The following is a 15447-nucleotide window of genomic DNA, read 5'->3' as shown; positions in this document are numbered from 1 at the left end:
GTTATTGTGCTCCTTTCACTGCGGCTGCCAATACGGCTTGACGCGGCTTTTGCGGGTTAGTGATCTTGTGCTCGCGAATCATCTCGATGAAGCGGTCGAACAGGTAGCTGTTGTCGTAAGGACCCGGGGCTGCTTCAGGGTGATATTGAACCGAGAATGCCGGGAATGATTTATGTTTCAGACCTTCAATGGTCTTATCGTTATTGTTGATATGAGTAACTTCCAGGTCTGTACTCTTCACAGACTCTTCGTTTACGGTAAATCCATGGTTCTGGGATGTGATGAAGCAACGTCCGCTCTCCAGTTCTTTCACCGGGTGGTTTCCTCCGCGATGTCCAAACTTGAGTTTTTCGGTGTCTGCTCCTGCCGCGAGTGCGAACAACTGGTGACCCAGGCAGATGCCGAAGATCGGGTATTCGCCAAGCAGTTCACTGATCATCTTAACTGCGTGAGGTACGTCTTTCGGGTCCCCAGGGCCATTGGATAGTTGAATGCCGTCCGGGTTAAGGCGACGAATCTCGTCTGCTGTTACATCGTGTGGAACAACAACAACGTCACAGTTACGTTTGCTGAGTTCGCGCAAGATTCCTGTTTTAGCACCATAATCCACGAGCACAATACGTTCAGCCGTTCCCGGGCTATTGTAGACATGCTCCGTAGAAGTCATAGGCACCTGGTTACGCAGCTCGGCAATGGTAGTGTCTCCCATCATCTCCAGCAGTTCTTCCACAGGCTTCGATCCTGTTGTGAGAATTCCCTTCATTGTGCCGTGGTGACGAATCCGGCGAGTCAACATGCGTGTATCAATTTCGCTGATTCCTACGATGCCGTATTCCTTGAGCAGATTGTCTACGCTGTATTCCGCACGCCAGTTGCTCGGCGTTGGCTCATGACGACGCACAACGAAACCGTGTACGTATGGACGAATCGACTCAAAGTCATCACGCGTAATGCCGTAGTTTCCGATCAGCGGATACGTCATGGTTACGATTTGACCGCAATAGGAAGGATCCGAAAGCACCTCTTGATAGCCTGTAATTCCCGTATTAAAAACGACCTCACCTGTAGTTTCACCTTCAGCACCAAATGCTTTCCCGGTGAACAGTGTGCCGTCTTCCAACAATAATCTTGCCTGTGCCTGCATCCCATTTCACTCCTCTGTGTTTATCAACGTTGAATACTTTGAGTTGAACATTGGGGGACGTTACGTTTGGTGCGGCTCCGTGGGCAGAAAACCCTTTGATCGCTGTTATCCCCGGATTACTTTGATCCCATTCTTCAAATGGAGTAATCCGGTGATAAAGGCGAACGCTTTGCTTCTTCGGGTTCTTTCTGCCCTCTCCGCAGTTACGTTGGCGTCCATGTTCAAAATCATGACATTCAACTTTGCTTTGTTTCGTATGTTAGACTCTCGGCATGATTTGCCTCGAGTTAGTTGAAAAGATGTTACTGTGTAGAAGTTATAGATAAGTTTTAGAGTTAGAAAGATTTGTTTTCGAAAATTCAAGTAATAAGATCTAATGATTTATGATTCATTGAGTTACCGAGGTGCTGTTTTATTGTTGTACAGTGTTGCTCCATACGCTTTTGCCATCCACCCATGTTTGTGTGGCCCAGCCTTTCAGCTTCCAGCCTGTGAATGGGGTGTTTCTTCCTTTGGTTGCAAACGTTGCAGGATCAACTGCTTTTTCCTCATTCAGGTCAATCATCGTGATATCCGCTGGTGCTCCCTCTTCCAGTTTGCCTGTATCCAGTCGGAATACACGTGCCGGATCAGCTGTCATACGTTGCACCAGGAAGTCCAAGCTCCACAGCCCTGTTTCCACAAACTTGGTGTACAGCAGCGGGAAGGCTGTTTCGAATCCTACGATTCCGAAAGGTGCCAGCTCCATGCCTTTGGCTTTCTCTTCTTCACTGTGTGGCGCGTGATCAGTTACGATCATGTCCAGCGTGCCGTCTAGCAAACCTTCGATACAAGCCTGCACATCGCGTGGTGAGCGTAGCGGCGGGTTCATTTTCCAGTTGGCGTCCATGCCCGGGATATCTTCATCCGACAACACCAGATGGTGCGGACATACCTCAGCAGTTACTTTAATGCCTATGGACTTCGCTAGACGAATCAGACGAACCGATTGCTCTGTACTTACGTGACAGACATGGTAGTGAACTCCCGTTGCTTCTGCGAGCAAGATATCACGGCCAACGTGGATGGCTTCGGATTCATTTGGAATCCCTTTGATGCCGTGGCGCTTCGAAAACTCACCTTCCGTCACATATCCACCAACAACCAGTGAGTCATCTTCACAGTGAGCGATCACTGGCATATCCATGCTTGCTGCGAGGCTCATGGCATCCTTCATCATTTGAGCGTTTTGTACGCCTACGCCGTCATCTGTGAATCCAATAGCGCCTGCTTCTTTCAATGCAGCAAAATCGGTAAGTTCACGACCCAGTTCGTTTTTTGTAATGGCTGCATAAGGCAATACTTTAACCAGATCAGCTTCTTTGGCTTTATCCAATACCATTTTCACAACTTCCGCTGTATCTGTAACTGGTCTCGTGTTCGGCATGCAAGCGATCGTTGTAAAACCACCTTGTGCTGCTGAACGGGCACCTGTCTCGATTGTCTCTTTGTGTTCGAATCCAGGTTCACGCAGATGCACGTGCATATCGATCAGTCCCGGAATGACCAGTTTGCCTGATGCGTCTGTCACACTTTGCGCTGACTTTTCGGCATCCAGTACGGCTTGGTCTTCCAGACCAGCGATCTTTTTAATTTTACCTTCATCTATAATGATGGTTTTCCGTTCAAGTTCCCCTTTTTGGTTCAAGACGTTCGCGTTTTTTATAATCTGTAGCATAATTGCCCTCCGCTTCGGTTCTGTCCGGCTTACCAGGCAAGCCGAATGATTTTCTTTATCGTTTACTCTCTTATTGCTCTATAAGAACTACCGTACCGTCAGCCTATGACCCACAGCCAGACCCTGTTACAGTTTCATCGCACGTTCCATAACCGCCATGCGGATTGGAACGCCGTTTGCCATCTGCGGGAAGATCCGCGATGCTTCACTTTCCACAACCGCGTCATCTACCTCGACGTTGCGATTCACAGGAGCAGGGTGCATGATAATGGTGCTTGGTTTTAGGCGTGATGCCCGTTCTTCCGTCAATCCGTAGTGTTCGCGATAATCCTCAGCTGAAGTAATTAAGCCATGTTGATGACGTTCCAGTTGAACACGGAGCATCATGACTACATCTGCATCCAGCGCTTCTTCAAGACCGACATAAGGAGCATGCTCTGCGAGTTCCGGTGCCTGCATCGTTTGCGGAGCACAGAAGCGTACATCTGCACCAAACTTTTGCAGTGCCCACAGGTTGGAACGCGCTACACGGCTATGCAGGATGTCACCAATGATGGAGACACGCAAGCCCTTCAGTTCGCCAAATGCTTTCCTCATCGTGTAGAGATCCAGCAACGCCTGTGTGGGATGCTCATTGTTGCCGTCTCCGGCGTTCACGAGTGGTACATTCACTTTCTGAGCCAGTTGTTGCAGAACGCCTGCCGGTTTCAACCGGATCACGCCTGCATCAATGCCCATCGACTCAAGTGTTCGTACCGTATCGTAGATGGACTCTCCTTTTTCCACACTGGATGCGGCTGCCGTAAAGTTCAGCACTTGTGCACCCAGGCGTTTCTCTGCCATTTCGAAGGAGAAGCGGGTACGTGTGCTGTTCTCGAAGAACATGTTCGCAACAAAGCGTGATTCCAGTACCGGAGCCAGTTTCTCTTTCTGCGCTTCCCAGTGAGCCGCTCGGTTCAGAATGGACTCGATTTCTCCTCGACTAAGTTCCTTCAGTCCAAGCAAGCTTCGGTCTCTCAATGCTGTCTGTGTAATCATTATGCTTGCTCCCCCCGGTTCTGAGTGATTTTGACTTCGTCCTGTCCGTCCGTTTCCATGAGTGCAACTTCGATCTCCTCTGATTTGGAAGTCGGCACATTCTTGCCGATAAAATCAGGTCGAATTGGAAGTTCCCGGTGTCCGCGGTCTGCGAGTACAGCCAGCTGAATGTTCTGCGGTCTTCCACAGTCCATCAGAGCATCCATCGCTGCGCGAATCGTCCGTCCGGTATAAAGCACATCATCGAACAAAATCACTTTTTTGTTATGGATCGAAAGTGATTCAGGTGTCATAATCAACATTTCCTTGCGATTCGCTTTATTTTCGTCCAAGCGGTCATCGCGGTAAGGAGTCACATCCAGTTCTCCCCAGGGGACTTTGGCGCCCTCGATTTCTTCAATCTTGGCGGCAATCCGTTCTGCCAGGTAAACCCCGCGTGTACGGATACCGACCAACACACAATCGTCGATTCCTTTGTTTTTCTCCAATATCTCATGGGCAATCCGTGTTAGTGCGCGGCGGATCGCCGTCTCATCCATAATGACATGTGTCTCTGTGCTCATGCGTTCAGCCTCCTCAGGATTTCCCTTCAGCATCATGGCCCCGTGACGAGGAGAAAAAAAAAGACTCCTTGCCGTGTTTATTGGCAAGGAGTCTCCGAACTTCAGACCGCTCTGAAGAAAGTTTACTCTCGGGGATGCATCGCTTCATTTGCCGCAGCAAAAAAAACGATGTATCGTTCACGTTACCTTGCCAGTCTCACGGGACTGATTTAAAGGTGCTATTCATGTCGTTCATATTGCAGGACCTCACAGGGTTCTGTAATCAATATGTCCGTTTGTCTTCATGAATTATGACAGAAAGACAACCCCCTGTCAACACCTCACCATCGCAGGTGAAAACCCTCTGCTACGTTCTTCTTAGAATCAGCAGTTAGGCTGAAAAACATCCATGCACAATACATCTCATTGGTTATTCATAATTATACAACATTTCTGCATATTTATCCATAGGCAAATGAGAAATTTGATATAACCAAAATAAACCTCTGACTATACTTAAGTAGAGACAAAACACTTCTTTTGAGAACAAACGGTGAGTTTCGTTTTACGCAATATATGAAGGCTCTGAATTAGTACCAAGTGAAATGGGTACAGTTTATAAACATGAACCCATTCATAGATGCTGCAATAATGCCGATATACATAAGATTCACAAATATGCGACATAGAAATAAGATACGCCCTACATTTATGTACATTTAGGAGGAAGTCATGCGTCACATTTGGCACGTTTACAAAACAGACTGGTTACATATTCTGAAGGTTCCCACAGGTATATTTCTAATTGTGGCTATTATTCTACTTCCCGGAGTGTATGACTGGGTCAACGTGAAGTCCGTATGGGACCCGTACAGTAATACCCAGGGGATCAAAATTGCAGTGACAAGCGAGGACGCGGGTGCGACTGTTGAAGGAACCAATATTAATATCGGAGACGAACTGGTATCCAGCCTCAAAAACAACGAAAAGCTGGGCTGGACTTTTGTAGATCGAGCTGAGGCTAGTCGGGGGGTACAAACAGGAGAATATTATGCCAGCCTGCTCATTCCCGGAGACTTTTCGTCCAAAATTACAGGTATCGTTGACGGAAAGCTGGAACGCCCAGAGGTAATCTATACCGTTAATGAAAAGGTGAATGCCATTGCTCCTAAAATCACAGGCTCTGGTGTATCTGCCATAACAACACAAATCAATGAAAATTTCACTGAAGCCGTTAGTGAGGCCGTCCTAACCAAGTTGAAGGAAGCCGGGGTTGAAATTAACACCCAGCTTCCAACTTTGCGCAAGATGGAGAATGGCATTTTTACACTGGAGAAAAATCTTCCGGCTATTCAAGCCGCAGGTCAAAAGGTTCTGGAAGTAGAAAAAGCCATGCCCGAGATTGTAAAAGATGCTCAAAAGATCGTTGAAATCGAGAAAAAACTGCCTGAAATCAATGAAGCAGCACAGTATGTGCTCAAGGTGCAGGAGTATTGGCCACAAATTAATGATGCGGCTTCCGAAGTGCTGGCTATTCAAGGGCGGATACCGGATATACAAAAAGCGGTAGAACGCATTCGAGAAGTGGATGAAAACTTTGGCCAGGTAGCAGATATCATCCAAACGGCGTTGGATAAAACCAACAAAGCTCTGTCTATCGTAACGGCAGCAGAGCAAGATTTGGACAAAGTATCACAAATCGCTGGCAACGGGATTGAGCTTGCAGAGGGATTAAATCAGTTCGTGGATTCCAGTGAAGAAGCGTTTCAGACAATTGGCCCGGCGATCCGCCAAAATCTGCTGCTGGTGCAGCAGATTACTAACGCTGCAGGAGAAGTATTTACACAATTGCAAAATTCGGATCTTAATAACCTTCCTACAGTAGAAGATCTCGACCGGATTGCTTCGCGTTTAGGGATTGCGGTAAAACTCGTGGACAGTATGGCAGAACTATTGGGCAACATCAATAAATTGCTTCCAAGCCAACCGCTTGCCGATAAAATTACACAACTGAACTCCATTTCTGATAAACTTCAGTTGCAAATCCGCTTGGCTGGCATCATCAGTGATGCCATGCGTCGTAATACAACTCCACCGACAGACGTCATCGCTCAGTTAAATACTCTCTCGAAGGACATCAGCAGCGGGATTGGCAATATCTTAAACACCTATGAAATTGAAATATCGCCTGCACTTGCAGCTGGTGCGGACAAGCTCAGGTCTATCCTCTCCACCTCAGCAGAAACTCTACAAGGAGCAAAGGATCGTATTCCGGATATTGCGGACATTCTTGCATCTGCCAAAGAAGGAATTATGTTTGGGCAGACCGAGTTGATGAAAATCCAGAGCGAACTGCCTCAAGTACAATCTAAGATCCATGAGATATCAGAGACACTCGCAAACAAAAGTGAAGGTTTTATCCAAGCTTTGAACACAGTGTCTTCATTAATTCGAACCGATCTGCCCAAGCTGGGAAGCAAACTGAACGAAGCTGCTAATTTTGTTCGTAATGATCTGCCTAATGCCGAGAAACAGATAGGCAAGGCATCCGATTTTGTCCAGAACCAGCTTCCGGAGGTCGAAAAAGGAGTACATCGTGTTGCCACGCTGGTACGTGATGATCTGCCAGCTTTGGAAAGTGCCATCAGTAAGGCTGCTGACAAACTTAGGGAAGTCGAAGGTAATAACCAGTTTGCCGAACTTGCCAAACTTTTGCGTGGTGATATCGAAGAAGAAAGTGCTTTCCTTGCAAGTCCAGTGCAAATTAAGGAACAACAGCTTTACCCAATTCCGAATTATGGATCGGCTATGTCACCATTTTATGGCGTGCTGTCCTTGTGGGTTTGGCTCAACACTGCTGATTTCTCTGCTTCGTGCCGAAGCTGAAAATCCAGAGGGCAAGTTCCGGGGATATGAATTGTATCTTGGACGTCTCGCTACTTTTCTGACCATTGGGTTACTTCAGGCGATATGCGTCACCCTGGGAGATATCTTAATCCTGGGTACCTATGTCGCAGATAAACTGTGGTTTGTCCTGTTTGCCATGCTGGTGAGTGCCGTATTTGTCACCATAACGTACACCCTGCTATCCGTATTTGGGAATATCGGAAAAGGGATCGCCATTATCTTCATGGTGTTCCAGTTCTCCAGCTCCGGCGGTACGTTCCCAATCAGCATGACATCACCCTTTTTCCAAGCATTGAATCCGTTCATGCCCTTCACGTATGCGATCAGTCTGCTGCGTGAGTCGGTCGGCGGGATATTGTGGTCTACTGCCATCAAGGATATTCTGTGGTTGTGTATGTTCATCGCGCTGAGTCTCATTGTTGCTCTCGCTTTGAAACGTCCACTCAGCAGTCTCACCAAACGTTCAGCCGAGAATGCCAAAAAGACCAAAATTATTGCTTAACTCATTTGCTCAACACTAAATAAAAAAAGGCCATTGGACTTTCCATCCAATGGCCTTTTCTCGTTTCATTATATGAATCGATACATTTACTATTTGATTAATTCACTGAGCGTTCCTGTTCCAACTGATCATAGGATTGTTTGATTGTTGTTAATGTTTCTACATGGCGATAGATGTTGTTACTGGCCGTAACGATAACACATAACATGATCAAGCCTATAACCACTTTTTTCCCCAATCCCGGACGAAGGCTGATGACAAAACCTCCACCCAACAGGAAGAATGCAAACAGATAATGCCCCGCATACAGGTACATATCATATTGAAATACAGCCAGACCAAAGCCCACGACGACATGAAGCAAAAAGGCAAACAGAATATATGGCACAAGGGTCCACACTTCACGTTCACGAATGCCCTTAATGAAGCCCATAAATGCCAGTAGTAAAATAAAGATACCTGTAATCTGCACATAGATTGGATTGGAACGGGATAGATCCGTAACAAAGGCTGCCATGCCCGGGTCCAGTAAATGCATCTTCGGTGTCATCATCGGATTAATAGTTAACATGTTCAATGCTTTCCAATGAACAGCGAACTGGAATGGTGTTGCATAGCTGGTTCCACCATTTTGAATGCCCAACAGCCAGTTACTAACCCAGCTTCGACCTCCAAAGGCAACGTAATGAATGCCAGTTAATACGACGATGATCAGAACCGCCAATGCCATGATCCCGATGTATTTTTTCAAATTCGCCTTATTGCGCCATGCATGCATATTGAAGAAAGTGGCAGCAGCAAACGGTACGATGTTTGTCGAGGTTAGTCCAAAGTTAATCGATGCAAGCAATGCATTAGGTACATAACGTACGTCCTGACGCTCACGAGTATACTGCATGTAAACCACTGAGAGCAGGATAACGAACTGTACATACGGATACGAGTCCGGAATCAATGCGGTATACATTAAGTAGGAACTGAAACCAAACAGTAAGGCAAACAGTAGCGGTACGATGGTAGGTTTATCTTCTTTTTGACTCAGGAACAGATACCCCAGCACCACCGAACCCGCATTCACCAGCGATTGCAAGATTAGAAAGAACCAGTTGCCTCCCAGAAGTTTCGCTACAGCCGCAAGGGTGACTGCGAGAAAGGAGATCAGCGGATGGATCACGGAAGAACTGTTGTCCCCATAATACATTGAAGGATCAAAGTTGAATAAATTGATTGGAAACAGCGTTGTATTAAATGGGCTATACGCCCCAAGCATCTCTGCATTATTTTCAATGTACAGAACATACGAGCCGTTCATTAAACCATAGAACAGAGCAAATCCTGCAAACAGGTAAAAGGCTGTCCAGTTGGCTCTGCGATTATAAAATAAGTAATCTAAAAAGTTCATTCTTTCATTTCACATCCTGATTAATTAAGTTCTAGAACACCAGTAACAGTAGGCCACCCATAATACATGCCACACCAATCCAGCGTAAAGGGCCCACTGTCTCTTTAAATACCAGCCGCGCTATGATGAGAGTCCACACATATGTTAATGCGTTCGCAGGCAACACTACGGTTAATGGAAGAAACTTCAACAATACAATATTCAGCAACGCACCCGTTCCGTAGAATCCAAGTCCCATGAGTACATGCAGACGATTGCGACTGGATGCATAAGCTTTCAGTCCGGCCCCGCCCAGTGCACCACACAACGTCATGACAATTAATACGGCAACCATCCAGTTATCGATCAACACTGGTTAATGTCACCCCGATTCCAAGCAACACAACTGCTGCCAGCTTCTGCACCGTAATTTCTTCCCCAAGCAAAAAATATCCATAGATTAAGGCAAATACGTAACTGGCACACATCAGAGGATAAGCAACAGAGAGTTTCTCCAGAGCAAAAGCTTTAATCATCAAAATCGCTCCAAGTCCATAACATAGAAAACCAACACCCAGGTAGATCCACTCGGTTAGTCCCCATTTCCAGAACAATTGACCCGTTGCTGTCAGAAATGCGGAAACGAGCATCAACCATTTACCAGTATGACGCGATTTTATTTCCCCCACGTTAATGCCTCCATGTTCGGAACACGCTTGTTAATAAAGTATCGTTGGCTCACTAGCTGCATGACGGGAAGGTCAGATAAGGAGTCCGAGTAGGAACATGACTGGTCATAATCAATGACCATATTCTTCTCACTCAGATAAGTCTGAATTCGGCGTACCTTCTCTTCCCCTTTGCAATTGCTGCCATCAATTCTGCATGTGTAACCATTCTCATGACGGACAAGTTCAGTTCCAATTACATGATCCACCCAGGGAAAATTATTAAAGTATTTCATATAGGCATGCGGAGATGCAGTTACCAGCAAGACATGATAACCTGCTTCTTTGCGATGTTGCATCTCTACACTGGCCTCGGCAAAAATGGACGTACGCAAGCGGGTATCAAAGAAATGTTCGAGATCTTTTTCAGACATACGCTCAATTTCTTGAAAGTAGGATCGTTTGACTTGTTCAACAGTCATGAAGCCTGCCTTGAATAACACGGTATGTAATGCAATGAGAGGTAATCTCCATACCTGCCACGGGTAACGGCGAACACCGTAATGTACAAATTGAAACATGGAATCACTGCGTATGATCGTTTTATCAATATCAAAAATGGCGACTTTCGTGCTTTTCACCCTGATCCCCCTCAGCCTTTATTCAAAGATAGCAAAGATTGTAATAACACTTATCACATACAACATAACCGTAATTAATATGGGCTTGTCCTCAAACAGCACACGATCGGGCGAACCTCCCTGGTTCTTCATGTGGATCAGATACAGATAACGGAACATGCCGTAAATGACCAATGGAATCGTCCACATGAGATGAATGGTTCGATCTGAAGTGAAAGTGAACAGGGAATAACTGATAATCGTAGCTGTCGTCACAATCGTATTGAATTGATCCAGTAACGTAATGGAGTATTTATCCAAAACCTTACGATGTGATCCCGTATTTCCCTCAAGCAACGTAAGTTCATTTCTGCGTTTGCCAATGGCCAAAAACAACGACAACAGCATTGTACAGATCAAAAACCACGGTGTGAATTGCACATGGATCAACACACCACCTGCAATGGCACGAAGTACAAAGCCGGCTGCAATGGTCATCATATCCAGGATAACGAGATGTTTCAGCACAAATGAATACGATACATTCAACAGGAAATAGACGATACATAACACCCCGAATAGAGGGTTCATCATGAAGGCCGTTCCTACGGAAAGGATTAATAGAATAATGCCAAACAACAAAGCATGACTCGGATTCACCTGCCCAGAAGCCATAGGACGATACTTTTTCACCGGATGCTGTCGATCCCTGTCCCGGTCTACAAAGTCATTCAAAATATAAACACAGCCTGCAACAAGGCTAAATAGAATAAAACCAAGCAACGTCGCAAGAATGGTTTCCGTCCGAATCTCCTCAAAAGAGAATAGTAACGCAGCAAATAACAGCAGATTTTTAGTCCACTGTTTGGGTCTTAACAATCTGAATAATCCTGACACTGTACTGCCTGTTCCTGTTGCCGGTGAAGACACCGTACTGGTTCGTGATGATAACAATTGTAATAACTCCCTTCAAAAGCAACTTCTGTATATAACAAATAACGTAAAGATCTAATCATATGTTGCTTGTATAATTTTGTAAAGGGAGTAAATGAAAAAAATCTAATATAGGCATAAAAAAAGAGACCGTTTCCGGTCTCTTCGTTAGTACGTGATTTAATTATTGGGTAATGCGATTAAAATTCGAATTGCACGTCGCTCAGACGACGTTTGATCTCAGCAATAACACGTTTCTCTTCCTCTTCACCCTTCGCTTCAAAGGTTACGGAGAAACGAACAAAGTTACCCGCATCATCCCAAGGTACGGATGAGATCAGTTTCTCACGGATCAGGAATTGGGAGAAATCTTCGCCGGATTCGAAGCGACGTCCGCCAACCACACCTTTTGGTGCTTCTACATACAGGAAGAATGAACCTTTAGGTTTCTCAGCCTGGAAGCCCAGTTCGTTCAGTGCGGCAACGAGCATGTCGTGACGACGGGAATATTTCTCTGCAATTTTTTCCGTAATTTCAGGATGATTCAATCCATAAGCAGCAGCCTTTTGAATCGCGATGAACTGACCGGAGTCATTGTTGTCCTTCACGTCACTGAATGCTTTGACTACAAGCGGGTTACCCGCTACAAATCCGATTCTCCAACCCGTCATGTTGTAGGACTTGGACAGAGAGTGCAGCTCTACGCCGACATCCTTCGCTCCAGGTACCGACAGGAAGCTGAACGGTTTTTTGCCATCATACGTCAATGCTGCATATGGAGCATCATGTACAACCACAACATTGTATTTCTTAGCCCATTCAACGACTTCAGTGAAGAACTCCACCGTCGCGCTTGCGCCTGTTGGGTTGTTCGGATAGTTCAGGTAGAGCAACTTCGCACGTTTTGCGATGTCTTCCGGGATAGCCGTCAGATCAGGCAAGAAGTTGTTCTCTTTCGTCAACTGGATGTTGAACACTTCTCCACCCAGATACTTCGTATGTGTACCCATAACCGGGTAACCTGGAACGGTCATGATCGTCACATCACCCGGATTGATGAAGCATGAAGGCATCATCGCCAAAGCCGGTTTTGAACCAATGGAGTGTACGATCTCAGTATCTGCATCGATACCTTCTACGTTGAATACGTTTTTCAGGTAGGAAGCAGCAGCAGCTTTGAATTCAGGAATACCATTGTCAGCATAACCACGGTTCTCAGGTCTGGAAGCTTCTTCTGCAAGTGCAGCTACAATGCCTGCATCAGCCATTTCGTCCGGTTCACCTACACCAAGGTCAATCAGTTCCACATCGGGAAAATCTTTTTTGGCCGAAGCTTTGGCACGTTTGATTTTCTCGAATTTATAAATGTTCGTGTCTTTACCATAGTTGGAGCCACCGATACGGTCGGCAAAATTAGTCTGAATGTAAGTTTCTTGATATTTATCGATACTCATAACGTTGTTCATCTCCTCATTTGACGCAAATTTCTACACTTTAATATGAAGCATTTGCGTGATCAAAGCCATGGACAAAGTATCCGAACATTTGTACTTTCTTGGAACTGTTAACGACTGCGTAACGAGGCAAGCACGTCTTCCATATCTTGCGGAATCGGAGCTGAAAATTCAAGGTATTCTCCCGTTGTTGGATGCACAAATCCAAGAATGGCCGCATGAAGAGCCTGTCCTTGCATTTTGATGCCTTTATTCCGTCCATAAGTTGGATCTCCTACAAGCGGGTGACCAATAAATTTCATGTGAACCCGAATCTGGTGAGTACGTCCTGTCTCCAGTTTCAATTCCAGCAAGGTGTAATCATTAATCCGCTCTGTAACGGTAAAATGCGTAACGGCATGTTTACTGTTACGTTCTGTGACCGTATACATTTTGCGGTCATTGGTATCTCGTCCAATCGGTGCATCAATGGTCCCTTGATCATGGTTAAGATGACCATGAACGAGCGCAATATACCGTCTATTCACCGTATGTTCCTTCAACTGAGCAGCCAGTGATGCATGCGCACGATCGTTCTTGGCAGCCATAATCAGGCCGGATGTATCCTTATCAATACGATGCACAATACCAGGACGCAACTCCCCATTAATACCCGAGAGGTCTTTGCAGTGATGCATAAGTGCATTAACGAGGGTTCCCGACGTGTGTCCTGGTGCCGGATGCACCACAAGACCACGCTGTTTGTTGATCACGATCAGGTCGCTGTCTTCATATACCACTTCCAGCGGAATATCTTCGGCAACGATCTCCACAGCAGCTGGTTCTGGAATCTGTAACTCAACTAGATCCCCTTCGGATAACTTGGCATTGGCTTTGACTACAGCACCATTTACCGTAACCATTCCGTCTCCGATCCACAATTGAACTTGGGAGCGAGATACGTTATCTACGGCTTCCGTAATATATTTATCAATTCGTTCTTTTTTATGTTCAGCGGCAACGGTCCATTCCATACGTTCATTGCCATTCATTAGTTCTTCGTCGTTAATCTGTTCCTTATTCGGATTACTCATGATGTTCATTCCCTTCAATCTTCGCGGCTGCTTTTTCGCGCCGTCCTTCAAGCAATGTCTCCACTATGATCAACCCTACACCGATACAGATTGCCGAATCGGCGATGTTAAAAATGGGAAACGTATAACTTCCAAAATTAAGTTGTACAAAATCCACAACTTCTCCGGTCAATGCCCGGTCAAGGAAGTTGCCAATTGCTCCACCAAGCACCAAACTAAGCGCCACAGGCAGCAATTTGTGCGGGGTATCTTTTACCTTTTGCAAATACCAAATCAAGGCAACGACCACAATCAACGTAACAACGATAAAGAACCAACGCTGGTCTTGCAGAATGCCAAAAGCTGCACCTGAATTACGATGTGATGTGATGACAAAGAAATTGCCGATGACCGGAATTTCTTCTCTGAGTTCCATCCGGGTTGCAATCAGATACTTGGTTCCCTGATCCAATAAAAATACGATAAAAGCGAGGATATAATACACCACGTTTGTTTGTCACTCCGTTCTTGTCTTTTCCAAACGATACCAGGCTTACGCCAGACTTGTTTATTGTAGCACAGCTGTTTGGAAATCGTCCACGACGTGCTACATCGCAATGCTTATGGCAAAAACGATAACATTTCCCTTCTGTAATCTTGCCCTTAATGGCACATCCTACAATAGAGTCAAAATCCGGATTCCAGCATGAATGCAGAAAGGGGAAAATCATGTCAAACTTTACTAACGAACAACTGCAATTTTTACGTTCCCAACTGATGTCCGATAAGCGCGATATTGAACATAGACTTTCGGAAAATGAGCATTATGGCCTTGGAGACTCCCTTAAACTACAGACAGGTGAATTATCACCGATTGATAACCATCCTGGTGACATAGCCACGGAGGTGTATGAACGCGAGAAAGATATTTCCCTGCTGGAACATGATGAATTCCAATTGGAACGAATCGATTCTGCACTGCACTCCATCGAAGAAGGACATTACGGTACATGTGCGGTCTGCCAGCAACCCATCCCTTATGAACGTATGGAAGCTGTTCCCTACACTAAATACTGCAAAAAACATCAACCGGAAACCGTTGTATCTGAGAACCGTCCTGTAGAGGAAGAATTTCTTGCCCCGGCATTTGGTCGAACCAGTCTGGACGAGCGTGATGATCAAAATGGATTCGATGGTGAAGACACCTGGCAGATTGTTGAAAGCTGGGGCACATCGAACTCACCAGCCATGGCTGAAGGACGCGATATCGACAGCTATGATGTTATGGCCATTGAAGCTACCGATGAAGTGGAAGGCTGCGTTGAAGCGTACGAAAGCTTTGTTGCAACGGACATCTATGGTCATGACGTCTCCATCGTGCGCAATCGGCAATATCGCCAGTACCTGGAGAACCGTGAGGGCGAGGGTCTGTTAGAACCAGATATGGAGACGGATGACATTTACTAAATGCACTTTGATATCTTTCACC

At 45.7% G+C, this 15447-nt stretch carries 15 protein-coding genes; 3 read left to right on the top strand and 12 right to left on the bottom strand.

Features of this window, described 5'->3' with window-relative positions; translation table 11 throughout:
• Position 1: 1 nt before the first annotated feature.
• The 4 genes from carA to pyrR form a co-directional block, all read right to left on the bottom strand.
• Positions 2 to 1144: a glutamine-hydrolyzing carbamoyl-phosphate synthase small subunit gene (gene carA / locus QF041_RS30215; RefSeq protein WP_062835434.1), complete on the bottom strand. Its 1143-nt coding sequence runs from the start codon at positions 1142 to 1144 to the stop codon at positions 2 to 4.
• Between the two features lie 412 nt (positions 1145 to 1556).
• Positions 1557 to 2861, bottom strand: a complete 1305-nt coding sequence (locus tag QF041_RS30210) for a dihydroorotase (RefSeq protein WP_307416752.1) — start codon at positions 2859 to 2861, stop codon at positions 1557 to 1559.
• Positions 2862 to 2987: 126 nt separating this feature from the next.
• Positions 2988 to 3899, bottom strand: a complete 912-nt coding sequence (locus QF041_RS30205; RefSeq protein ID WP_036614815.1) for an aspartate carbamoyltransferase catalytic subunit — start codon at positions 3897 to 3899, stop codon at positions 2988 to 2990.
• On the bottom strand, positions 3899 to 4462 hold the full coding sequence (pyrR, locus tag QF041_RS30200) for a bifunctional pyr operon transcriptional regulator/uracil phosphoribosyltransferase PyrR (RefSeq protein WP_017687330.1): 564 nt from the start codon (positions 4460 to 4462) through the stop codon (positions 3899 to 3901). The genes QF041_RS30205 and pyrR overlap by 1 nt, the downstream gene beginning before the upstream one ends.
• A gap of 711 nt (positions 4463 to 5173) precedes the next feature.
• On the opposite strand from pyrR, the gene QF041_RS30195 reads away from it, so the two are divergent.
• Together QF041_RS30195 and QF041_RS30190 are read left to right on the top strand one after the other, a co-directional pair.
• Positions 5174 to 7327, top strand: coding sequence for a YhgE/Pip domain-containing protein (locus QF041_RS30195; RefSeq protein ID WP_307416751.1), 2154 nt, complete (start codon positions 5174 to 5176; stop codon positions 7325 to 7327).
• Between the two features lie 31 nt (positions 7328 to 7358).
• Complete coding sequence (locus QF041_RS30190; protein ID WP_307416750.1) at positions 7359 to 7850, top strand: YhgE/Pip family protein; 492 nt, start codon at positions 7359 to 7361, stop codon at positions 7848 to 7850.
• Between the two features lie 97 nt (positions 7851 to 7947).
• On the opposite strand, the gene QF041_RS30185 is transcribed toward QF041_RS30190, so the two are convergent.
• From QF041_RS30185 to lspA, 8 genes are all read right to left on the bottom strand, one after another.
• A complete protein-coding gene (locus tag QF041_RS30185; RefSeq protein ID WP_307416749.1) occupies positions 7948 to 9252 on the bottom strand; it encodes a DUF6080 domain-containing protein in 1305 nt (434 codons plus the stop codon).
• A gap of 31 nt (positions 9253 to 9283) precedes the next feature.
• A complete protein-coding gene (locus QF041_RS30180) occupies positions 9284 to 9604 on the bottom strand; it encodes an EamA family transporter (RefSeq protein WP_307416748.1) in 321 nt (106 codons plus the stop codon).
• Complete coding sequence (locus QF041_RS30175) at positions 9591 to 9881, bottom strand: EamA family transporter (RefSeq protein WP_197997836.1); 291 nt, start codon at positions 9879 to 9881, stop codon at positions 9591 to 9593. Before QF041_RS30175 ends, QF041_RS30180 begins: the two co-directional genes overlap by 14 nt.
• 26 nt (positions 9882 to 9907) lie before the next feature.
• The gene (locus QF041_RS30170) at positions 9908 to 10540 is read right to left on the bottom strand and encodes an HAD-IB family hydrolase (RefSeq protein WP_307416747.1); all 633 of its coding nucleotides are present in this window, start codon (positions 10538 to 10540) and stop codon (positions 9908 to 9910) included.
• Positions 10541 to 10558: 18 nt separating this feature from the next.
• On the bottom strand, positions 10559 to 11449 hold the full coding sequence (locus tag QF041_RS30165; protein WP_307417090.1) for a decaprenyl-phosphate phosphoribosyltransferase: 891 nt from the start codon (positions 11447 to 11449) through the stop codon (positions 10559 to 10561).
• Positions 11450 to 11652: 203 nt separating this feature from the next.
• Positions 11653 to 12906: an LL-diaminopimelate aminotransferase gene (locus QF041_RS30160; protein ID WP_036674844.1), complete on the bottom strand. Its 1254-nt coding sequence runs from the start codon at positions 12904 to 12906 to the stop codon at positions 11653 to 11655.
• Between the two features lie 110 nt (positions 12907 to 13016).
• Complete coding sequence (locus QF041_RS30155; protein ID WP_370739101.1) at positions 13017 to 13979, bottom strand: RluA family pseudouridine synthase; 963 nt, start codon at positions 13977 to 13979, stop codon at positions 13017 to 13019.
• Complete coding sequence (gene lspA, locus QF041_RS30150; protein WP_017687321.1) at positions 13972 to 14466, bottom strand: signal peptidase II; 495 nt, start codon at positions 14464 to 14466, stop codon at positions 13972 to 13974. The genes QF041_RS30155 and lspA overlap by 8 nt, the downstream gene beginning before the upstream one ends.
• Before the next feature lie 221 nt (positions 14467 to 14687).
• On the opposite strand from lspA, the gene QF041_RS30145 reads away from it, so the two are divergent.
• On the top strand, positions 14688 to 15425 hold the full coding sequence (locus tag QF041_RS30145; protein WP_307416746.1) for a TraR/DksA C4-type zinc finger protein: 738 nt from the start codon (positions 14688 to 14690) through the stop codon (positions 15423 to 15425).
• Positions 15426 to 15447: the final 22 nt, after the last annotated feature.

Source organism: Paenibacillus sp. W2I17 (assembly GCF_030815985.1).
Lineage (GTDB): Bacteria > Bacillota > Bacilli > Paenibacillales > Paenibacillaceae > Paenibacillus.
The sequence above is the reverse complement of the archived record's forward strand: the minus strand, read 5'-3'. Positions and strand labels throughout refer to the sequence as shown.

Bases quoted from the DNA above. Each gene is read 5' to 3' on its own strand.
- QF041_RS30205 (WP_036614815.1), bottom strand. From the start codon at position 3,899: ATGATTACACAGACAGCATTGAGAGACCGAAGCTTGCTTGGACTGAAG.
- QF041_RS30145 (WP_307416746.1), top strand. From the start codon at position 14,688: ATGTCAAACTTTACTAACGAACAACTGCAATTTTTACGTTCCCAACTG.
- pyrR (WP_017687330.1), bottom strand. From the start codon at position 4,462: ATGAGCACAGAGACACATGTCATTATGGATGAGACGGCGATCCGCCGC.
- QF041_RS30160 (WP_036674844.1), bottom strand. From the start codon at position 12,906: ATGAGTATCGATAAATATCAAGAAACTTACATTCAGACTAATTTTGCC.
- QF041_RS30185 (WP_307416749.1), bottom strand. From the start codon at position 9,252: ATGAACTTTTTAGATTACTTATTTTATAATCGCAGAGCCAACTGGACA.
- QF041_RS30210 (WP_307416752.1), bottom strand. From the start codon at position 2,861: ATGCTACAGATTATAAAAAACGCGAACGTCTTGAACCAAAAAGGGGAA.
- QF041_RS30175 (WP_197997836.1), bottom strand. From the start codon at position 9,881: ATGCTCGTTTCCGCATTTCTGACAGCAACGGGTCAATTGTTCTGGAAA.
- QF041_RS30195 (WP_307416751.1), top strand. From the start codon at position 5,174: ATGCGTCACATTTGGCACGTTTACAAAACAGACTGGTTACATATTCTG.
- QF041_RS30155 (WP_370739101.1), bottom strand. From the start codon at position 13,979: ATGAGTAATCCGAATAAGGAACAGATTAACGACGAAGAACTAATGAAT.
- carA (WP_062835434.1), bottom strand. From the start codon at position 1,144: ATGCAGGCACAGGCAAGATTATTGTTGGAAGACGGCACACTGTTCACC.